This is a genomic window from Streptomyces sp. NPDC055955 (genome assembly GCF_042270245.1).
In the GTDB taxonomy this organism is placed as follows: Bacteria; Actinomycetota; Actinomycetes; order Streptomycetales; family Streptomycetaceae; genus Streptomyces.
The window spans coordinates 1-20,966 of record NZ_JBHJYS010000016.1 but is presented as its reverse complement, the minus strand read 5'-3'; the positions used below and the strand labels follow the sequence as shown (position 1 = coordinate 20,966).

18 protein-coding genes and 1 riboswitch are annotated in these 20,966 nt (G+C 69.3%); of the genes, 5 read left to right on the top strand and 13 right to left on the bottom strand.

Features of this window, described 5'->3' with window-relative positions; all coding sequences use genetic code 11:
- The first annotated feature begins 125 nt into the window (after window positions 1-125).
- The gene (locus ACFC96_RS28665; protein WP_376263586.1) at window positions 126-935 is read left to right on the top strand and encodes a PhzF family phenazine biosynthesis protein; all 810 of its coding nucleotides are present in this window, start codon (window positions 126-128) and stop codon (window positions 933-935) included.
- Between the two features lie 75 nt (window positions 936-1,010).
- Here ACFC96_RS28665 and ACFC96_RS28660 read toward each other — a convergent pair whose 3' ends face one another.
- Complete coding sequence (locus ACFC96_RS28660) at window positions 1,011-1,811, bottom strand: CPBP family intramembrane glutamic endopeptidase (protein ID WP_376263589.1); 801 nt, start codon at window positions 1,809-1,811, stop codon at window positions 1,011-1,013.
- A gap of 164 nt (window positions 1,812-1,975) precedes the next feature.
- Here ACFC96_RS28660 and ACFC96_RS28655 point away from each other — a divergent pair, with 164 nt between their 5' ends.
- Window positions 1,976-3,748, top strand: coding sequence for a substrate-binding and VWA domain-containing protein (locus ACFC96_RS28655; RefSeq protein WP_376614830.1), 1,773 nt, complete (start codon window positions 1,976-1,978; stop codon window positions 3,746-3,748).
- Window positions 3,749-3,770: 22 nt separating this feature from the next.
- On the opposite strand, the gene ACFC96_RS28650 is transcribed toward ACFC96_RS28655, so the two are convergent.
- Window positions 3,771-5,291, bottom strand: a complete 1,521-nt coding sequence (locus ACFC96_RS28650) for a glutamate-cysteine ligase family protein (protein ID WP_376614829.1) — start codon at window positions 5,289-5,291, stop codon at window positions 3,771-3,773.
- A 490-nt stretch (window positions 5,292-5,781) separates the two neighbouring features.
- On the opposite strand from ACFC96_RS28650, the gene ACFC96_RS28645 reads away from it, so the two are divergent.
- Together ACFC96_RS28645 and ACFC96_RS28640 are read left to right on the top strand one after the other, a co-directional pair.
- Window positions 5,782-6,369 (top strand): hypothetical protein, encoded by a 588-nt coding sequence (locus ACFC96_RS28645; RefSeq protein ID WP_376263596.1) that lies wholly within the window; start codon window positions 5,782-5,784, stop codon window positions 6,367-6,369.
- Between the two features lie 341 nt (window positions 6,370-6,710).
- Window positions 6,711-6,908, top strand: coding sequence for a DUF5999 family protein (locus tag ACFC96_RS28640; RefSeq protein ID WP_376263634.1), 198 nt, complete (start codon window positions 6,711-6,713; stop codon window positions 6,906-6,908).
- An 89-nt stretch (window positions 6,909-6,997) separates the two neighbouring features.
- Here the strand turns inward: ACFC96_RS28640 and gcvP are convergent, their stop codons facing one another.
- Complete coding sequence (gene gcvP, locus ACFC96_RS28635) at window positions 6,998-9,883, bottom strand: aminomethyl-transferring glycine dehydrogenase (protein ID WP_376263599.1); 2,886 nt, start codon at window positions 9,881-9,883, stop codon at window positions 6,998-7,000.
- Window positions 9,884-10,066: 183 nt separating this feature from the next.
- Window positions 10,067-10,162, bottom strand: a riboswitch (glycine riboswitch).
- 114 nt (window positions 10,163-10,276) lie between these two features.
- Between gcvP and ACFC96_RS28630 the strand changes: the two genes are divergently transcribed.
- Window positions 10,277-10,663 carry a PRC-barrel domain-containing protein gene (locus ACFC96_RS28630; RefSeq protein WP_376263602.1) on the top strand — a complete coding sequence of 129 codons (387 nt, stop codon included), beginning with the start codon at window positions 10,277-10,279 and terminating at the stop codon, window positions 10,661-10,663.
- Here ACFC96_RS28630 and ACFC96_RS28625 read toward each other — a convergent pair.
- The 10 genes from ACFC96_RS28625 to ACFC96_RS28580 form a co-directional block, all read right to left on the bottom strand.
- Window positions 10,649-12,073, bottom strand: coding sequence for a DNA polymerase IV (locus ACFC96_RS28625; protein ID WP_376614827.1), 1,425 nt, complete (start codon window positions 12,071-12,073; stop codon window positions 10,649-10,651). The genes ACFC96_RS28630 and ACFC96_RS28625 overlap by 15 nt on opposite strands.
- A 56-nt stretch (window positions 12,074-12,129) precedes the next feature.
- Window positions 12,130-12,774 carry a MerR family transcriptional regulator gene (locus ACFC96_RS28620; RefSeq protein WP_376614825.1) on the bottom strand — a complete coding sequence of 215 codons (645 nt, stop codon included), beginning with the start codon at window positions 12,772-12,774 and terminating at the stop codon, window positions 12,130-12,132.
- Window positions 12,775-12,968: 194 nt separating this feature from the next.
- The gene (locus tag ACFC96_RS28615) at window positions 12,969-13,442 is read right to left on the bottom strand and encodes a bifunctional nuclease family protein (protein ID WP_100597640.1); all 474 of its coding nucleotides are present in this window, start codon (window positions 13,440-13,442) and stop codon (window positions 12,969-12,971) included.
- Window positions 13,443-13,528: 86 nt separating this feature from the next.
- Window positions 13,529-14,272: a MerR family transcriptional regulator gene (locus ACFC96_RS28610; RefSeq protein ID WP_376263610.1), complete on the bottom strand. Its 744-nt coding sequence runs from the start codon at window positions 14,270-14,272 to the stop codon at window positions 13,529-13,531.
- Window positions 14,273-14,288: 16 nt separating this feature from the next.
- A complete protein-coding gene (locus ACFC96_RS28605) occupies window positions 14,289-15,134 on the bottom strand; it encodes an FHA domain-containing protein (protein WP_376614823.1) in 846 nt (281 codons plus the stop codon).
- 199 nt (window positions 15,135-15,333) lie between these two features.
- On the bottom strand, window positions 15,334-16,206 hold the full coding sequence (locus ACFC96_RS28600; protein ID WP_376263613.1) for a DUF881 domain-containing protein: 873 nt from the start codon (window positions 16,204-16,206) through the stop codon (window positions 15,334-15,336).
- Window positions 16,207-16,211: 5 nt separating this feature from the next.
- A complete protein-coding gene (locus ACFC96_RS28595; protein WP_100597644.1) occupies window positions 16,212-16,544 on the bottom strand; it encodes a small basic family protein in 333 nt (110 codons plus the stop codon).
- Window positions 16,541-17,449: a DUF881 domain-containing protein gene (locus tag ACFC96_RS28590; RefSeq protein ID WP_340459424.1), complete on the bottom strand. Its 909-nt coding sequence runs from the start codon at window positions 17,447-17,449 to the stop codon at window positions 16,541-16,543. Before ACFC96_RS28590 ends, ACFC96_RS28595 begins: the two co-directional genes overlap by 4 nt.
- A 90-nt stretch (window positions 17,450-17,539) precedes the next feature.
- Window positions 17,540-20,035, bottom strand: coding sequence for a sugar phosphate nucleotidyltransferase (locus ACFC96_RS28585; protein WP_376614821.1), 2,496 nt, complete (start codon window positions 20,033-20,035; stop codon window positions 17,540-17,542).
- Window positions 20,036-20,150: 115 nt separating this feature from the next.
- The gene (locus ACFC96_RS28580) at window positions 20,151-20,759 is read right to left on the bottom strand and encodes a CDP-alcohol phosphatidyltransferase family protein (RefSeq protein ID WP_227293547.1); all 609 of its coding nucleotides are present in this window, start codon (window positions 20,757-20,759) and stop codon (window positions 20,151-20,153) included.
- Window positions 20,760-20,966 lie beyond the last annotated feature (207 nt).

Genomic DNA, 20,966 nt, shown 5'->3' with positions numbered 1-20,966 from the left:
CATCGTTGATCGGTCGCGATGCGTCAACGATATATCGGAACTGTTCGACTGACAACCCTCCGCCGGTCCAGCTCTTCCGAATTGGCCTTGGCCTGCGTTTTCGCCGTCCCCGTAGCGTCGGCCCCATGCGCATTCGAATCGTGGACGCCTTCACCGACCGCCCCTTCGCCGGCAATCCGGCCGGCGTACTCCTCCTCGACGCCTTCCCCGACGACGCCCGGCTCCAGGACATCGCCACCGAGGTCAACCACGCCGAGACGGCGTTCGCCCACCCGCTGCCCGCCGGCGGCGGCGCCGACTGGGCGCTGCGCTGGTTCACCCCCGCCACCGAGGTCGACATGTGCGGCCACGCCACCCTGGCCACCGCGCACGTGCTGCACAGCACCGGCGCCATCCACGGCCCGGTCCGCTTCACCACCCGCAGCGGCGTGCTCGTGGCGACCCCGCGCGAGGACGGCACGATCACGCTCGACTTCCCGACCGCACCCCTGACCCGTATCGACAGCCCCGAAGGGGTCGCCGCGGCCCTGGGCGCCGAGCCGCTCTCGGTGCACGACACCGGCCGCCAGGTGGGCGACCTGCTGGTCGAGCTCGCGGACGAGAAGACCGTGCACGCCCTCGCACCCGACCTCAAGGCACTCTCCGCCCATTCGGAACGGGGCGTGATCGCGACCGCCCGCGCCGCGGACCCCGACGGCGCCTACGACTTCGTCTCCCGCTGCTTCTTCCCGCGCGTCGGCATCGACGAGGACCCGGTCACCGGCAGTGCCCACACGGCCCTCGCGCCGTTCTGGTCCGCGCGCCTCGGCCGCACCGAACTCACCGGCCTCCAGGCCTCCGCCCGCACCGGTTTCGTGCGCACCGAACTGCGCGGCGCCCGCACCCTGCTGACCGGCCGAGCCGTCACGGTCATCGAGGGCGACCTGCTCGCCTAGGACCTGGGGCCTTTCACGCCGCAGGGGCGTACGAAGATCTCGTACGCCCCTGCATCCGACACCCGCCCCCCGACCTCACGCCGTGGGCAGCCACCCCACCTTCCCCGCGAGCAGCGCGTATCCGACGAACGCGCCGATGTCGAGCAGCGAGTGCGCCACCACCAGCGGCCCGACCCGTCCCCACCGCCGGTACAGATACGCGAAGACCAGGCCCATCGCGAGGTTCCCGAAGAACCCGCCGATGCCCTGGTAGAGGTGGTACGAGCCGCGCAGCACCGAGCTGGCCACGATCGCCGTGCCGGGCGTCCAGCCCAACTGCCCCAGCCTGCGCAGCAGGTAGCCGACGACGATCACTTCCTCCAGGACGGCGTTCTGGATCGCCGACATGATCAGGACCGGGAACTTCCACCACACGTCCGGCAGCGCCTCCGGCACCACCGTGAGGTTGAAGCCGAGGCCGCGGGCCGCCAGATAGAAGGCGATGCCCGTACTGCCGATGACCGCGGCGATCACCGCGCCACGGGTCGTGTCGAAGAGCGGTCTCGTCCGGTCGAAGCCGATCGTCCGCATCCCGACGCCCTCGCGCATCAGCAGGTGCGCGACGAGCGCGACCGGGACGAGCGCGCTCGCGATCCCGAACAACTGCCACGCCAGATCAAGCCACGGCCGCCCGGGAGCCGCCGAGGCGTTCAGGGTCGCCGCCTGGTCCTTGAGGCCCCCCGGTTTGGTCACCGATCCGACAAAGCTGATCAGCGCGGACACTGCGCTCGCACCGAGCGAGAGCGCCAGGACGAGCAGTGTCTCGTTCCGAAGAATCTGTCGCGAGAGCCGCTCGTTCGGAAATGAATCAGCCACCGCACCCGCCTCCGCCTGCACACCTGCCTCCAGTTGAGTAATCCCGCCTCATCCCCCACCTGGCCCCGCTAGGGTCTCGAATAAAGGTACGAAGATCGCGCGCGACAGGCCGGGGGGACGCAGGCCGTTCTTTGGTGTACCTCTCCCCTTCCGTCGGGCCGGGACCCGAGGAAGGGCACCACCGCATGGGACGTCACAGCTTGCCCGACGAGTATGGGACGGACGCGGTCGCCCCCCGCCGCCGCACGCGCGGCCGGACCGTCGCCATCGCCACGGCCCTCGTCCTCGTGGTCGCCGGGGGCACGGCTCTGGCGGCCAGGAGCGGCCTGCTCTCCCTCGGCGGGACCTGCGACGGCAAGACGGTCCACCTCGACATCGCCGCCTCGCCCGATGTCGCCCCCGCGCTGCGCGACGCCGCGGACCTCGCCCGCAAGAACCACCTGACCTCCGACGGACAGTGCCTCGACACCCGCGTGCAGGCAGGCGACTCGTACAAGATCGCCGACGCCCTGCGCAAGGGCCGGAAGGACACCCGGGACTACGAGGCGTGGGTGCCGGACGCGAGTCTGTGGATCCAGCGCGCCGGCCTGGGCGCGAACGCCACTGCGGTCACGGCGACGGGCAACATCGCCTCCTCCCCCATCGGCATCGGCATGGTGCCGTCGGCCGCGAAGAGCATGGGCTGGCCCGCGAAGAAGTACACCTGGGCGCAGTTGACCGGCGCGGCCATGGAGGGCGACAAGCTGCGGCTCGGGACCGCGGACCCCGCGCGCAGCGCGACCGGTCTCCTGGCCCTGACCCGGCTGGGCGCCTCCACCGAGAAGTCCGGGAAGGAGGACGACACCCAGGCCGCCGCCATGGCCAAGGCGCTCTCACAGCGCACCACCGACAGCGACGACCAGCTGACCGACACCCTGGCGCGCGACTCCTCCGGCACCGAGCAGGGCAATCCGCGCCGCAATCAGGCGCTGATCCTCTCCGAGCAGTCCTCGTTCCGGTACAACGCGACCGCCGGCGACAAGGACGGACTCGAACTCTTCTACCCGAAGGACGGCTCGCCGCAGCTGGACTACCCGTTCGCACTGGTCGACGAGGGCGACAAGTCGACGGACGAACGACGGGCCGCGATCCGCTTCATGACCCTGCTCGGCGAGGACGCCGGCGTCAGGATCCTGGAGGAGCACGGTTTCAGGACGGACGACGAGGAGCCCTCGGACGCGCTGGTCGCCGGGGCGGGCGGCCGCAGCCCCCAGCCGTACGCGGCGTCGGACTCCGAGCCGCCGACGGACAAGGAGCTCCAGGAGACCCTCGGCATGTGGACGATCACGGTGCAGAGCGCCCGGATCACCGTCGTCGTGGACGCCTCCGCCTCCATGGCGAACTTTGTGCCGGGCCGCAACCAGTCCCGCATGGAGGTCACGAAGGCCTCGATGCTCCAGGCGCTCGCCACGTTCACGCCCGAGGACGAGATCGGCCTGTGGGAGTTCGCCACGCTCCTCGACGGGAACCGCGACTACCGCAAGCTCGTACCCACCGAGCGTCTCGGCGACCGCAAGGGCGGCGGCACCCAGCGCGACAGGTTGTCCGAGGCCTTCAGCGGCCTGCAGCCCGTGCCGGGCGGCGCCACGGGTCTCTACGACACCACGCTCGCCGCCTACGAGGAGGCCACGTCCTCCTACCGGAACGGCAAGTTCAACGCCCTCGTGGTCGTGACCGACGGCGCGAACCAGGACCCCGGGTCCATCGCGCGCAGCAACCTCGTCTCACGGCTCCAGAGCCTTGCCGACCCGCAGCACCCGGTGCCGCTCATCGCCATCGCGGTCGGCCCCGACGCGGACAAGGACGAGGTCGAGCAGATCGCCGGGGCCACCGGCGGCTCCGGGCACCAGGTCAGCGACCCGGCCGAGATCCACGCAGTGATCCTCAAGGCGATCGTGGAGGCGGGCGCCAAGGGCTGACCGAGCGGAACCGCCGCACCGGTCAGCCCAGTTGCACCGCCGGCGCCGGAAGCCCCACCGGCCACATGTGCACCGGGTCGCCCGCGTGCATCAGCTCGCAGTAGCGCCGAGTGGTCGCCGCGAGCGCCGCGTCGCGCTCCAGGCCGCTCTCCAGCGCGCTGTGGAACGTGGCCGCCTGCCACGAGGCGCCGTTGACCCGCCGCCGGCAGCGCTCCTCGATCACCCCGAGGTAGAAGTCACGGTCGGCCGCCTCGATGCCCCAGGCGTCGAGCCCGGCGGCAGCCAGCGGCAACAGCTCGTCCCGTACGAGAGTGACGGCGGCCACCTTCTCGATCCCGCCGAAGCGGCCCCGGCGCGGCCAGTCGAGGCGCGCCTCGATCCCGTACCGGCAGGCCTCGTCGAAGTTGCGGGCCGCCGCGTCGAAGGGCAGGCGGGTCCACACGGGGCGGGCGTCCTCGGCCAGGGCGCGCACGACGCCGTAGTAGAAGGCGACATTCGCGATGACGTCGGTGACGGTGGGGCCCGCGGGCAGGACGCGGTTCTCCACGCGCAGGTGCGGCATACCGTCGGCTATGCCGTACACGGGGCGGTTCCACCGGTAGACGGTGCCGTTGTGCAGGACGAGTTCGGCGAGGGTCGGCACTCCGTCGTCGTCGATGACGCGCAGCGGCTCCTCGTCGTCGCACAGGGGCAGCAACGGGGGGAAGTAGCGCAGGTTCTCCTCGAAGAGGTCGTACGCGCCGCTGATCCAGCGCTCACCGAACCAGGTGCGCGGCCGGACCCCCTGGGCCTGGAGTTCGGGCGGGCGGGTGTCGGTCGCCTGCTGGAACAGGGGAGGCCGCGACTCGCGCCACAGCTCATGTCCGAACAGGAACGGCGAGTTGGCGCCGACCGCGACCTGCACGGCCGCGACGGCCTGCGCCGCGTTCCACACGTCGGCGAAGCGGGCGGGAGTGACCTGGAGGTGCAACTGCACGGAGGTGCACGCCGCTTCGGTCGCTATGGACCCCGAGCTGCAGCGCAGATGCTCCACCCCGTCGATGTCGACCTCGAAGTCCTCGCCGCGCGCGGCCACCATCTGGTCGTTGAGGAGGCTGTAACGGTCCACGTCCGACAGGTTCGCGGAGACGAGATCATCGGGCACGAGCGTCGGGAGAATGCCGATCATCACGATCCCGGCGTCCACCTCGTTCGCTTTCCGGTGGGCATAGGCGAGGCCGGTCCTGAGCTCCTCCGCGAGCCGGTCGAGAACGCGGCCTCCCAAGCGATGGGGGGCAATGTTCACTTCCAGATTGAACATTCCGAGTTCGGTCTGGAAATCACGGCTCGCGATGCGCTCGAGAACTTGCGCATTCATCATTCTGGGCATGCCGTCGGGCCCCGCGAGATTCAACTCGATCTCCAGGCCCATCAGATTTCTCGGACGGTCGAACCTCTCCTCCTCCAGGAGTCTCCCGAGCCCCGCCAGACACTGCTGCAACTTCCTGCGGTAGTGCCGTCGATCGGACAGGTCGAACGCGCCCGCCGCGACCTTCTCCCCCATGGAAGCATCCCTCCTCGCCTGGGCGGCCCGGCCGCCCGGCCGCTGTGTCACGGTGGATGATGCCCAGGCAAGTTGATCGATAACGCCCCGCTTCCCGCCACGGGCGAGTAGGCTCCCAGCAGTTGTCACGGGGCACATTCACTAGGCATGCAGCATGTCGAAGAGACCATTCCACCCAGCCTGGTGATAAACGCCGACGAGAACCGGCCGTCCGCTCGCCGTGAAGATTACGAGGTCACCGACCCGGCACCGCCGAAAATCGGGAGATTCCCCTCGTCTCGGCGACCGAATAACGCCTTGCCGAGCATTTTCGCGACGGCTAGACGAAACACTGCGTGAACACGTGTCGTATAAACTTCGCGAACGAGGCAGAGAGTTGGCGCTCGCGGTACCTGCCCCGCCCCCTCTGGCCCGGTCAGCAGACAGAGCCGTCCGCTCGTCCCGCCACGCCCTCGATCCACCGTGCCTGTCGAATGAGAGGCGACCCACCATGCCGCTGCATGTCCCTCCGGCTCCCGCGCCCGCCCTGCGCACCGTCCTCACGGCCCTCGGTTCTCCCACCGCGGTCCGCGAGGCCCGCACGCCCTCCCTGCGCTCCGCCCAAGGACCGGCGAGCCCCGAACTCCCTTTGCCCGTCCACGTGCTGGACCGGGTCATGGGCAGCGCGGGCCCCTCGCCGACCCGACTCGCCGGCTGGCGGTTCCTGATCCGCTGCGGGGAACGCGCGGTCGCCGCCGCCGACACGATGCTGACTGCCGACGGCTGGGCGTTCTCGCACTTCTTCGAGGGCCCGTACGTCGCGGCCACCGAACACGCGCTGCGCCAGGCCGAGTCCATGCCCGCGGCCTACCAACCGCGCCTGCTCTCGGTCCCGGAGTTGTACATGCTCACTCTCTGGCTGCACGGGGACTGCAACGCCGACGCCTCCACGGGACATCCCGCGGCCAGTGACCTCCTGGTCCCGCTCGCGCCCGCGCCGCCCGGCATCGCCGCCCACCGCCCCCACCGGGTCGCCGAACTGCTGCCCGTCCTCACCCATCGACTGACCCCCGCTCCCCTGCTGGGCTCACCCGCCTGACGCGACCGGGCCGTCCGACGCGCCCGCGCCCCGCTACCGATGCCGACCGGTCGCGGGGCGCAGCCGTGCCCTCGCGGGCCCGTCCGGACTAGCCCGGTCAGGCCACCCCGAACCACCCGAAGGGACAGTGCAGTTGGGGTGAACCGTCCGCACGGGTGACGCGTCCTCATCCAGTGAGGACCGCTGCGACGAAATCCCTGCGGATTGACGCCCGTAGGGCAACACTGGGTTCCGGACCGACCGACAAACGGGGGGCGGCCATGAGCAACGCTTCGAGCCGCAGGACAGACAGCGACATCACACCCATCACCGACATCACTTCACAGGGAAAGATCCCATCCATGTGCCAGCACCAGCCACCGTGCCCGTCCGCAGACTCCGCCGACCGGGAGGCCGCGCTCCCTGTGGCCCACCACCCCGAACAGGGCTGGAGTCTGCTCTGCAACGGCGTCCTGCTCTTCGAGGACACCGGTGAGCTGCTGCCAGACGGCCAGATCATCGCTCCGCACCGTCCGGTGCACGTCGTGACCGCGGCCTGAGCGCATCCGGACGCCGACGGCGTCCGCAGTACGAAAGGGCCGGCCCCGGGAAACCCCGGAACCGGCCCTGACGCATGTCAGCGTGCGTATCAGTCCTCGTACGCGTCCATGGGCGGGCACGAGCAGACGAGATTCCGGTCGCCGTACGCCTGGTCGATGCGACGGACCGGCGGCCAGTACTTGTCGGCGGCCACGACACCGGCGGGGAAGACGGCCTCCTCGCGGCTGTACGCGTGCTCCCACTCGCCGCCGAGCGCGGCCGCGGTGTGCGGCGCGTTGCGCAGCGGGTTGTCCTCGGCGGGCCACCGGCCCGAACCGACCTTCTCGATCTCCCCGCGAATGGCGATCATCGCCTCACAGAACCGGTCGAGCTCGGCCAGGTCCTCGCTCTCGGTCGGCTCGATCATCAGCGTCCCTGCGACCGGGAACGACATGGTCGGCGCGTGGAACCCGTAGTCGATGAGCCGCTTGGCGATGTCGTCGACGCTGACGCCGGTCGCCTTCGAGATCGGGCGCAGATCGATGATGCACTCGTGCGCGACGAGGCCGGCGGGGCCCGTGTAGAGCACCGGGAAGTGCGGCTCGAGTCGCTTGGCGATGTAGTTGGCGCTGAGCACCGCGACCTGCGTGGCCCGCTTGAGGCCCTCGCCGCCCATGAGCCGCACGTACGCCCAGGAGATCGGCAGGATGCCCGCGGAGCCCCACGGCGCCGCGGAGATCGGGCCGACGCCGGTCTCGGGTCCGGCCGCGGGCTGCATCGGGTGGTTGGGCAGGTACGGCGCGAGGTGCGCGCGGACACCGACCGGACCGACGCCGGGGCCGCCGCCGCCGTGCGGGATGCAGAACGTCTTGTGCAGGTTGAGGTGCGAGACGTCGCCACCGAAGTGGCCCGGCTTGGCGAGACCCACCAGGGCGTTCAGGTTGGCGCCGTCGACGTAGACCTGACCGCCGGCGTCGTGCACCTGCGCGCAGATGTCGGCGACGTGCTCCTCGAAGACACCGTGCGTGGACGGGTAGGTGATCATCAGGACGGAGAGCTCGTCGGCGTACTGCTCGATCTTGGCGCGGAGGTCCGCGACGTCGATCTCGCCGTCGTCGGCCGTCTTCACGACGACGACCTTCATACCGGCCATCACGGCGCTCGCGGCGTTCGTGCCGTGCGCGGAGGACGGGATGAGGCAGACGGTGCGCTGGTCGTCGCCGTTGGCGCGGTGGTAACCACGCACGGCGAGCAGACCGGCCAGCTCGCCCTGCGAACCGGCGTTCGGCTGGAGCGACACCTTGTCGTAACCGGTGACCTCCGCGAGGCGCTCCTCCAGCTCACGGATGAGCGTGAGGTAGCCCTGCGCCTGGTCGGCGGGCGCGAACGGGTGCAGCTGGCCGAACTCGGGCCAGGTGACCGGCTCCATCTCCGTCGTCGCGTTGAGCTTCATCGTGCAGGAGCCCAGCGGGATCATGCCGCGGTCGAGCGCGTAGTCGCGGTCGGCCAGCTTGCGCAGGTAGCGCAGCATCGCGGTCTCGGAGCGGTGCGCGTGGAACACGGGGTGCGTCAGGTAGTCGTCGCCACGCAGAAGGCCCGCCGGCAGCGTGTCCACGACCGCCGCGTCGAGCGCGTCGACATCGGCCTCGACACCGAACGCGGTCCAGACGGCGCCCAGCTGGGTCCGCGTCGTGGTCTCGTCGCACGAGATCGACACGTGGTCGGCGTCCACGAGGTGGAGGTTGACACCGCCTTCACGCGCGGCGCTCACGACGTCGGCGGCCCGGCCCGCGGCCTTCACGGTCAGGGTGTCGAAGTACGCGCCGTGCACGACCTCCACGCCACCGGCCTTGAGGCCCTCGGCAAGCAGCGTCGCGAACCGGTGCGTGCGCCGCGCGATGCCCTTGAGGCCATCGGGCCCGTGGTAGACGGCGTACATGCCGGCCATGACGGCGAGCAGCACCTGAGCGGTACAGATGTTGCTGGTGGCCTTCTCGCGCCGGATGTGCTGCTCACGGGTCTGCAGCGCGAGGCGGTACGCCTTGTTGCCGTCGGCGTCGACGGAGACGCCCACGAGGCGGCCGGGCAGGCTGCGCGCGAACTTCTCACGGACGGCCATGTAGCCGGCGTGCGGACCGCCGAAGCCCATGGGGACACCGAAACGCTGCGTCGTACCGACGGCGATGTCGGCGCCGAGCTCACCGGGCGAGGTCAGCAGCGTGAGGGCGAGCAGATCGGCGGCGACCGTGACGACGGCGCCCAGCTCGTGGGCCTGCTCGATGACGGGCTTGATGTCGCGGACGGCACCGGAGGCGCCCGGGTACTGGATCAGGACGCCGACGACGCCGCGCTCGGCGACCTCGGCCGGAATGCCCTCGGACAGGTCCGCGACGACGACCTCGACACCGGTCGGCTCGGCACGCGTCTGGATCACGGCGATGGTCTGCGGCAGCGCGTCCGCGTCGACCACGAAGGCGCCGTTCTTGACCTTGCCCATGCGCCGGGACAGCGCCATGGCCTCGGCCGCGGCCGTGCCCTCGTCGAGCAGCGAGGCGCCCGAGGTCGGCAGGCCGGTCAGCTCGGCGACCATCGTCTGGAAGTTCAGCAGCGCCTCGAGCCGGCCCTGCGAGATCTCCGGCTGATAGGGCGTGTACGCCGTGTACCAGGACGGGTTCTCCATGACGTTGCGGAGAATGACGGGCGGCGTGAACGTGCCGTAGTAGCCCAGTCCGACCATCGAGTCGAGGACCTGGTTGCGGTCGGCGAGGGAGCGGAGCTCTGCGAGCACCTCGGCCTCGGTGCGGGCCCCGGGAAGATCGAGCGCCTCGGCGCTCTTGATCACGTCCGGGACCGCGGCCGCCGTCAGCTCGTCGAGCGAGCCGTACCCGACCTGCGCGAGCATCTTGGCCTGCGCTGCTTCATCCGGACCGATATGGCGCTGCTCGAAGGGGATTCCCTGCTCCAACTGGGAGAGCGGAATACGGTTGGCGGTCATTGCGGAGGCCTCCTGGTCATTGCGACCTGCGAGGGGCACCACGGCGCGGGTGCCCGGACGGCCTCCCCCTCTGTCATCTCAACCTGAGAGTTTCACCGGCACACCCCCATCACGAAGGGCATGACGACTTTCACCGTCGGTGAGAGCGGAGGCCTGAACGCCCGCCCTGCTTTCCAGAGTGACCTCGTCCGTGCGGTACAGGGGCCTGAGAGATTCCGGGGAGGAGTTGCTCCTTCGGCGCCTCCGGTGTCATCCGGAGGACTCTCCCGCACGGGGTCGGCAGCCATCGCCAGCCTACCAGCGGCGACAACACCCCCGGCCTCGAGTGGCCGCCTCCCCCAATGTGCACTTTGGTAGTGCTTACGGATGAGTTGCGAGCAGCTGGAGGGCCCCGTGCAGACCGATATCGATCCGCGCAACCTGATCGGCCGCAAGGCGTTCGACCGCAACGGGGCCAAGATCGGGACCGTCGACGAGGTCTACCTCGACGACGCGACCGGTGTCCCCGAGTGGGCGGCGATACGCACAGGCCTGTTCAGCCGGGACGCCTTCGTCCCCCTGGAACCGAGCGAACTCGTGGAGGGCACCCTGCGCATCCCCTTCGAACGCTCCCTGATCAAGGACGCCCCCGACTTCGGCGTCGGCCGTCACCTCTCCCCCGAACAGGAACTCCAGCTCTACCACCACTACGGTCTCGACATCTCGGCCCCGGACGACCCCGTGCCCCCCAAGGACCGCGACTTCGGCAAGATCGCCCACCCTCCGTCAGACGACACCTGACCCGGCATCCGGCTCCCGCGCCGGACAGCGCCCGGCCCCGCCCTCCACCAGCGGCAGCGGCTCCGCCGGTACGAGCGCGGGGTCATCGGTCCGGAACGTGCGCACCCGCCCCGGCTCCGAGTACGGCGTCTCGAAGCGCACGGTCACCCGCCCGAGCCCGCTGCCCTGCACCCACCCGTGCCCGAACTCCTCATGCCGCACGTCATGCCCGGCCACCCAGCGCCGGTCCGCGGCCTCGACGACCTCGTCGGCAACCGCCTGCCCCTCGTCCCCCGCACCACCCGCCCCTTCCGCCTCGCCCTCACTCGCCCCCTCGGCCGCGTGCGCATCGGCCTCGGCCCGCGCCTGCGCGAACAGGTCCTCCTGCGTGTAGTCGGCCAGGCCGGTCACCCCCACGCCGAGCAGCCGCACCCCTCCCGTCGTGTCCACGGACTCCAGGAGCCGGGCGGCCGCCTCGCGCACCACGGCGGGGTCGTCGGTGGGCCCGCGCAGCGTCTCTGACCTGGTCAGCGTGGAGAAGTCGTAGCGCCGCACCTTGAGGACCACGGTCCGCCCGGACCGCTCCGCCCCCCGCAACCGCTGCACGCACCGCTCCGCAAGCCGCTGCACCTCGGTCCGCACCCGCACCCGGTCGTGGATGTCCACGTCGTACGTGTCCTCGACCGACACCGACTTGGCGTCACGCTCGGCCACCACGGGCCGGTCGTCGTGCGCGAGGGCCATGGCGTACAGCGACGCCCCGTGCGACTTCCCCAGCAGCCGTACGAGCTCGTCCTCGCCCGCCTCGGCGATCTCCTCGACCGTGGTGATCCCGGCCCGTCTCAGATGGTCCCCGGTCGCCGGCCCCACGCCGGGCAGCGTGCGCACCGACATGGGCCCGAGCATGGCGCGCTCGGTACCGGGCACGATCAGCTCCAGCCCGTCCGGCTTCGCCGCCTCGGAGGCGATCTTCGCCAGCATCTTCGACGCCGCGAGCCCCACCGACCCGGTCAGACCCGTCACGGCCTTGATCTCGTCCCGCAGCCGCTCACCGACGAGCCGCGCCGACGCGGCGTCCCAGGCCGCCTCACCGGCCTCCAGATCGACGAACGCCTCATCGAGGCTCAGCGGCTCCACCAGCGGCGACAGCTCCCGCAGCAGGCCCATCACCTGCTCGCTGACCTCCCGGTACAGCCGGAAGCGCGGCACGAGATACGCGGCATTGGGCGCGAGGCGGCGTGCCTGCCCCATCGGCATCGCCGAGTGCACTCCGAACACGCGGGCCTCGTACGAGGCGGTGGCCACCACCCCACGAGGCCCGATCCCACCGACGACCACGGCTTTCCCGCGCAGACTCGGCTTCGACGCCTGCTCCGCCGAGGCGTAGAAGGCATCCATGTCGAGATGCAGGATCGTGGGCGCGGTTCTCACATGTCCGATGCTGCCCTACGGCACTGACAATGCCCCGGCCGACGCATCGGCCCCGCTCACACCGCGCGGTGGCGCCGCCTCGCCAGCTCGTCCGCCGGGTTGTTCCCGAGGAGCGTCTCGCCGGTGTCGACGCGCTCCCCGTGCAGCTGCGACAGGGCGCTCTCGACATCCCGCCACACCACACCGACAGCGATACCGAAGATGCCCTGCCCGCCCTGGAGCAGATCGTGGACCTCCGCCGGCGAACTGCACTCGTAGACCGTGGCGCCGTCGCTCATGAGGGTCAGCCGCTCGAGATCGCTGAAGCCGCGCTCCCGCAGATGCTGCACCGCGGTGCGGATGTTCTGCAGTGAGACACCCGTGTCCAGGAACCGCTTCACGATCTTCAGTACGACGACGTCCCGGAAGCTGTAGAGCCGCTGGGTCCCCGACCCGTGGGCCGGGCGCACACTCGGCTCGACCAGTCCGGTCCTCGCCCAGTAGTCCAGTTGCCGATAGGTGATACCGGCCGCCGCGCACGCGGTGGGTCCGCGGTATCCGACCTGCTCGGGCGTCGCGTCCTCATCCCTCTGAGCGACCACCGGCAACACCGTCGGCCGACGCGGAATGTGATCGGCCGCGTGGCCGTGAAGCGAGTACGGGCCGCTCTCCGCCGGACTGTGTCCGCCGCCCCCAGCCGTACCGTCGCCGCTGCTTCTCACGCCGACCTCCTCATTGACCTGCCTTCTCGACGGTAGGCAGTCACCAGGGGTGCGTCAACGATCGCCACACTCGGCACGCCGAGTGATAATCACCCTACGAGTGGTTTCCCGTGCCTCACCGCGGGGAAAGGCTAGCCGAATGGTCCGGCCGGAGCCCCGGCGCGGCAGCGGCCGCCTCACGACGGCCGCTCGCGTCACTGGCTGTTGGTCCCGAAATCCTCGGGCGAGATCTGGTCGAGGAACTCGCGGAACTTCTCCACCTCGTCCTCCTGCTCATCCGGGATCGCGATCCCGGCATCATCGAGCACACCGTCACTGCCGTAGATCGGCGTGCCGGTGCGCAGCGCGAGCGCTATGGCGTCCGACGGGCGCGCACTGACCTCGACTCCGCTCGAGAACACCAGTTCCGCGTAGAAGACGCCTTCACGCAGGTCTGTGATGCGTACTTCCGTGAGCTCCTGCCCGACCGCTTCCAGCACGTCCTTGAAAAGGTCGTGCGTCAGCGGGCGTGCGGGGGCCATGCCCTGCTGTGCGAAGGCGATGGCCGTCGCCTCCCCCGGTCCGATCCAGATGGGGAGGTAGCGGTCGCCTCCCACTTCACGCAGGAGCACGATCGGTTGGTTGGAGGGCATTTCGACCCGGACACCTACGACGTCGAGCTCGTTCACACAGCAACCCTAGGACGTGCCCGGCAGGTTTGGGTAGTCGGGCACCCGTCGATCGCCGGACGCACACCGCGCGAGCACCCCTCGGATCAGGGCAGACGCACTCCGAGCGCGGTCTGCACAAGCGCGCCGTGAAGCTTCACCGTCAGCCCCGCCAGCTCCTTCGCGCGGGCCTGCGCATGCGCCCGGGTCTGGGGATTGCGGTGCCGTCGCAGCGGCGCGACGACCTGGTCGATCAGGCCGGCATCCCGGTCGGCCGCGGCCTTCATCGCCCGCAGATGCCGCGGCTCGATCCCGAAGCGGCCCAGCTCCATGACCAGCTCGGCGACCGTGACCGCCTCCGCGTCGTATCCGCCGTCGGGCAGCGGCGCGATGAGGCCGTACGACTCCCACTCGTCGAGCTCGGGAGACTCGACGCCGGCGGCGGCAAGCAGCTCGTCACGGCCCACACGGGCCACTGTCGGCCCTTCGCCGCCCTCCGGGGCCCTGCCGTCCTCGCCGTCGCCCTGCAGTCCCGGAGAGGGCAGCGTGATCGCTTCTCCGCGCCCCAGAGCGTCGAGCTGTTCCTTGATGACCTTCAGCGGCAGGTAGTGGTCCCGCTGCATACGCAGTACGTGGGCAAGTCGCTCGACGTCGTCCGGGCTGAACTTGCGGTACCCCGAGGGGGTCCGCTGTGGCTCGATCAGCCCCTCGGACTCCAGGAACCTGATCTTGGAGATGGTGACTTCGGGAAACTCGTCGCGCAGCACGTTCAGCACGGTGCCGATGCTCATCAGCCGACTGTCCGTGAGGGCGATGCCGTGACCGGCACCGCCCTTCGGTGTTTGAAGCATGGACCTTCCTGACAGGTCAGATGCCCCGCTGGCTCGCGTAGAAGACCAGCCGGTACTTGCCGATCTGCACCTCGTCGCCGTTCGACAGCGTGACCGAGTCGATCCGCTCCCGATTGACGTACGTGCCGTTGAGGCTGCCCACGTCGCTGACGGTGAAGGCACCGTCAGCACCGCGACGGAACTCCACGTGGCGGCGCGAGACGGTCACGTCGTCAAGGAAGATGTCGCTCTGCGGATGCCGTCCCGCCGTGGTCAGTTCGCCGTCGAGGAGGAAGCGGCTGCCCGAGTTCGGACCGCGTCGCACCACCAGGAGCGCCGAGCCGAGCGGCAGGGCGTCGACGGCGGCCTGGGCCTCCGGGGAGAGCGCCGGCGACAGCGTCTGACCGGTGACTTCGGCGTCGTAGGCCTCAAGGCCCGAAATGGAAATCGTCGAGGTCGTCTCGGACGGACGCTCCGCCGTGGCACGCAGGGGCGCACCGCAGTTGGAGCAGAACCGGCTCGCCTCGGCGTTGCGGTTTCCGCACCTCGTACACACCAGTGCCGACATGGACGGATCCTCCTGCCGCGGCTGCCCCGCGGGGGCATGGGACGCATACGGATCGGGGGTAAACCCTCCACCCGCACTTGAGGTTGGCGGTTCCCCGAAACCTATGCGGCCGGACGCGGCAGGGTCAACAGACGACGCGCCCTGTCCGCCCGAAATGTCAGCACCCTGAGGGCCGACCTGATCACGGAACAGCGGACGCTCCGCCCCCTGCACCTCCGCGTCCTGGGCGCGCGGTGCACGGTGGCGGGCAGTGGCACTGGCATTGCCGCTGTCCTCACGTGCGCTCTTGCCGAACAACTTCGCAAACAACTTCACGGGCGATTCCCCTTGACCGAAACAGACCCGCCCGTGGGGCAGGACGAACCCTGATTGCACACACCGCCGTACATCGGCGACACAGACATCCTCACAACGTCCGTATCCGCCAAACAGTTTCCACCACGCACCCCACTTACGGTGCGCCGACCCCCCGCAACCTCATGCCCTGGCCCGAACACCCCCATGCGCCCCCGCCTCACTGGGACGACGACTGAGCGTAGTCAGGCCGCTTCGCCGGTCGCAAGGCGTCCACAACGATCTTCTGCGCCTGTGCCACGGTAACGGTGGCCTGCTCCTTTTCCAGAGTCTGAACCACCCCACCAGGGATGTTCAGCGCCGGCTCCAGGTCCTGCGGCTTGCCGATGACCTTGAAGACGAAAGGCTCGCCGATCTTGTGACCGTCCACACTCACCTTCCCGCCGCTCGCATCCGTCAGATACGTGTCGGCCACCACCCGGACGTCGTTCACCTGGATCGCCTCGGCGCCCGCCGCGCGCAGCTCCTGGATCGCATCGAGCAGCATGTCCGCCTGCACCGCGCCCTTCTTGTCGGTGATCGTCAGCGTGATCCCGGGGCCCTGCGCCGCCACGGTGCCCGCCAGAATGCCGAGTTGCCGTTCCCTCTCGACCGTCTGCTTGCGGGCCTCCTCGGCCTGGTCCGAGCTGTTCTCCAGCTCGGTGCGCTGCCCCTCGAGACGCTGCTTCTCATCTCCCAGACGCTGAGTACGGTCATCCAGTTCATCGAGGATGCGTACGAGATCTTCCTGACGTGCGCCACGCAGCGCGCTGCTGTCGCTGTTGGACCGCACCTGGATCGCCAGACCCAGGCCGAGCACGAACAACAGGACGGCGACGATGAGTTGCGCACGGGAGACCCGCGGCGGCCACAGCCCCTTGGCCAGCCGCTGGCGTCCGCTCAGTGACGGGGTCCCCCCCTCCGCGGCCGGCGCTTGCGCACCGTCATCACCGTCCACGTGGTCCGCGCCGTCCACCGCTTCGGGAGCGACCTCGTCCGGCAGTTCCTTGCGCAGGCGGTGCTGCTCGTTGTTCTTGTTCTCGTCCTCGGACATCGGCCTCACGCCCGGAAGATGTGCCGCCGGATGGCGGCCGCGTTGGAGAAGATACGGATTCCGAGCACCACGACGACGCCGGTGGACAGCTGCGCGCCCACACCCAGCTTGTCGCCCAGGAACACGATCAGGGCCGCCACGACGACGTTCGACAGGAACGACACGACGAAGACCTTGTCGTCGAAGATCCCGTCGAGCATCGCCCGCAGGCCGCCGAACACCGCGTCGAGGGCCGCCACCACGGCGATCGGAAGATAGGGCTCGACCACCGCCGGAACCTCGGGCCGGACGAACAGCCCGACCACAACTCCCACGACGAGGCCCAGTACGGCAATCACGATGTGCCCTTCTCTGTTCTCGGCTCTGCTGTACGTACGGTCAGGCTCGGCGCTGCGGGCAGGCGGACGTCGTCCTGGGCGGAAATGCTGGTCCGGATCCCGAAGTTCTCCTGCAGGGCGTGCAGGTACAGACCGTCAGGGCTGTTCTGGAACCGGGTGCTCAACCTCTGGCCGTCCCCCACCGCGAGCACCGTGTACGGCGGCACGAGCGGTCTGTTGTCGACCAGTATCGCGTCACCCGCCGCGCGGATCGCGGACAGGGCCGTCAGCCGCTGTCCGTTGATGGCGACCGCTTCGGCACCGGACTGCCAGAGCCCGTTGACGACCCGCTGCATGTCCCGGTCGCGCACCCGCCCGGTGTCCGAGAAGCTCGCGCTCTCGCGCGGCCCCCCTCCGCCCTGGTCGGCCTCCTTGGCGTCGTCGACGACCAGTTTGACTCCCCGGCCATGCACTGCCGTGGCCCCGGAGAGCAGACCGACCAACTCGCCTTTGTCGCCGCCGTGTTTCTTCAGCGCCTCACGCTGGCGGTCGCTCACGTCGTTGCGGAGCGTGTCCACCTTGCGCTCGAGCTTGTCCGCGGCCGCCGTCTCCCGGTCGATACGGGCGATGAGCTCCTCGCGCTCCTTCGCCACGACCGGTGCCGCGACCCGCGCCTGCGCCGCCCCCACCGTCACCACGAGCGCCGCGAGGACGAGCCCCGCCGCGAGCCCGAGCTTGGCCCGCAGGGTGCGCGGCAGGCCTCCGCTTCCCTCGGCCTTCTTACGAGCCGCCGCCTCCGCGTATCCGTCGTCGAGGCTGTGGTCCATCACGTTCGTCAGCAGCGACATGGACGCGTCGGGACGCCTGGGGCTCACGGGGCTTGAGGGACTGCTCCGATCGGGGGGCTGCTGCGGCATGCCGCACATCGTCGCACGTGCCGTCCCCCACCGCCGAATGGCCCCACCTGCGGACCGGTCGGCGCCCGTGACAGACGCCGACCGGCACGGTGCGAGGGCTCAGCGACCGGCGCTGTCCACGACGGCCGCCCACTCGTCGAGCAGTTGCTGTGCCGAGGCGTCGTCGGGCCCCTCGGCCCACAGGTGGGTGACGGCCTCGGCCGGGTCGGGCAGCACCATCACCCAACGCCCGTCCGCCTCGACGACCCGCACGCCGTCGGTCGTGTCGACGGACCGGTCACCGGCCTCCTCGACGACCCGCCGCATCACGAGCCCCTTCACCGCCCACGGAGTCGCAAGGTCCCGCTTGAGCACGTGCGCCCGCGGGATCCGCGCATCGATCTGGCTCAAGGTCAGCTGCGTCCGCGCCACGAGCCCGATCAGCCGGACAAAGGCGGCCGCACCGTCGAAGACGGAGCTGAACTCCGGAATGATGAACCCTCCACGACCGTCACCGCCGAAGATGGTCCCCTCGTCCCGTCCGACCCGCGTGAGGTCGTCGGGCGACGTGGTCGTCCACTCCACCTGCGTGCCGTGGTAGGCGGCCACCTGCTCGGCGATACGCGTCGTGGTCACCGGCAGCGCGACCCGGCCGCTGCGCCGCTCGGCGGCCACCAGGTCGAGCATGACGAGCAGCGCACGGTCGTCCTCGACGATCCGGCCCTTCTCGTCGACCAGCGACAGCCGCTCGCCGACCGGATCGAACCGGACGCCGAACGCGGCCCTCGCGGACGCCACGATCTCACCGAGGCGCACCAGACCGGACCGGCGCGCGTCCCCCGTCTCCGTCGGCCTGGACTCGTCGAGCCCCGGGTTGATCGTCAGCGAGTCGACACCGAGCCGGCCGAGGAGACTGGGCAGCACCAGACCGGCACTGCCGTTCGACGCGTCGACGACGACCTTGAGCCCCGCCTCGGCAATCCCCGTCGTATCGACATTCCGCAGCAGGGAACCGGTGTACGAGTCGAAGACGCTCGACGGGAAGTGCAGATCGCCGATCTCTCCGGGGAACGCGCGCCGGTACTCCTGTCGCGCGTACACCCGGTCCAGCTTCCGTTGACTGGCCTGCGAGAGATCCGCTCCCCGCTCGTCGAAGAACATGATGTCCACGGAGTCCGGCACGCCAGGCGTCGTACGGATCATGATCCCGCCGGCGCTGCCTCGCGCGGTCTGCTGCCGCGCGACGGGCAGCGGCACGTTCTCCAGGTCGCGCACGTCGATGGCGCTCGCCTGCAAGGCGGAGATGACCGCTCGCTTCAAGGCTCGCGCACCACGCGAGTGGTCACGGGCCGTGGTGACGGTGGAGCCCTTCTTGAGCGTCGTGGCGTACGCCCCCGCGAGCCGCACGGCGAGCTCCGGGGTGATCTCCACGTTGATGATGCCGGAGACGCCGCGGGCACCGAAGAGATGCGCCTGCCCTCTGGACTCCCAGATCACCGAGGTGTTGACGAAGGCGCCGGCCTCGATGGTCTTGAACGGATAGACCCGGACGTTGCCCTGAATAATCGATTCCTCGCCGACGAGGCACTCATCGCCGATGACCGCGCCGTCCTCGACGCGAGCGGCCCGCATGATGTCGGTGTTCTTGCCGACGACGCAGCCGCGGAGATTGCTGTGCTGCCCGATGTACACGTTGTCGTGGACGACGGCCTTGTGCAGGAAGGCCCCGCTCTTCACGACGACGTTCGAGCCGATCACGGTGTGCTCGCGCATCTCCACGTCGGCTTCGACCTTGGCGTAGTCGCCGATGTACAGCGGACCGCGAAGCACGGCGTCCGGATGGACCTCGGCCCCCTCGGCGACCCACACTCCGGGCGAGATCTCGAATCCGTCGATCTCGACATCGACCTTGCCCTCGAGTACGTCGGCCTGTGCCTTGACGTAGCTCTCGTGCGTTCCGACGTCCTCCCAGTAGCCCTCGGCGATATAGCCGTAGATCGGCTTGCCTTCCTTCATGAGCTGCGGGAAGACATCGCCGGACCAGTCGACCGACACATCGGCTTCGACGTAGTCGAACACCTCGGGCTCCATCACATAGATGCCCGTGTTCACCGTGTCGGAGAAAACCTGGCCCCAGGTGGGCTTCTCCAGGAAGCGCTCGACCTTGCCCTGCTCGTCGACGATGGTGATGCCGAATTCAAGGGGATTGGGAACGCGGGTCAGACAGACCGTGACGAGCGCGCCCTTTTCCTTGTGGAAATTGATGAGGTCGGTGAGGTCGAAATCGGTCAGAGCGTCACCGGAGATCACAACGAAAGCGTCGTCCTTGAGTGCTTCCTCTGCGTTCTTCACGCTGCCGGCTGTGCCGAGTGGCTTCTCCTCATTGGCATAGGTGAGCTCCATGCCGAGCTCTTCGCCGTCCCCGAAGTAGTTCCTGACGAGAGATGCCAGGAACTGCACGGTGACGACGGTCTCGGTGAGCCCATGCCGCTTGAGCAACCGCAGCACATGCTCCATGATCGGCCGGTTCACAACCGGCAGGAGCGGCTTGGGCATACTCGAGGTCATGGGGCGCAGGCGCGTGCCTTCGCCTCCAGCCATTACGACGGCCTTCATGTCGGAAGCGTCCTCCTTGAAGAGACGACTGTCTAGCCGACTTCGCCCGTCCGGATGGACCCGCAGATCTCAGACTGCGGGCCGACCTGGCCTCGAATACCGCCACATGGAGGGCTCAATCGGCCGTAGAGTCCGCCCTGACCAGTCGGCGGACCTGCACTACGTAGAGGATCCCTGCCCACCAGTAGAGCGTTGTACCCCATCCTGCGAACGCCCATCCGAAAATAGCAGCGAGCGTGTTGATCCAGCCGCTTCCGTCACTGAGGAGCAACAGGGGGAAGGCATACATGAGGTTGAACGTGGCGGCCTTGCCGAGGAAGTTCACCTGCGGCGGCGGATAGCCGTGCCGGCGGAGGATGCCCACCATCACCAGGAGAACCAGTTCCCGGGCAAGCAGTACGGCCGTCAACCAGATCGGCAGAATCTCGCGCCAGGTGAGTCCTACCAGCGTGGACAGAATGTAGAGCCGGTCTGCGGCAGGGTCGAGCAGCCGGCCGAGGTTGCTGATCTGATTCCAGCGCCGGGCGAGCTTCCCGTCGAGATAGTCGCTGACACCGCTGAGCATCAGGACCAGGAGGGCCCAGCCATCGCTTTTGGGCCCGCCGAACTCGGGCCTGAGGATGAGCCACAGGAACAGGGGTACGCCAAGAAGACGCGCCATGCTGAGGATGTTCGGGATGGTGAGCACCCGGTCCGTCTGGACACGGGTCTCCTGGACCTCCACCCGGGGGCCTCCTGTGGGGAAACGAGCCAACGATGCCCCCTGACCCTACCCTCAGCTCACATGAGTGCGTGCAGAGGGGTCCACAAGAATGGCCGCACCATATTTGGCGCACAACGCAGAAAACCCCCGTGACAGGATTCTCATCCCGTCACGGGGGTTTTCTTCAAAAATAGTTCGGCGGCGTCCTACTCTCCCACAGGGTCCCCC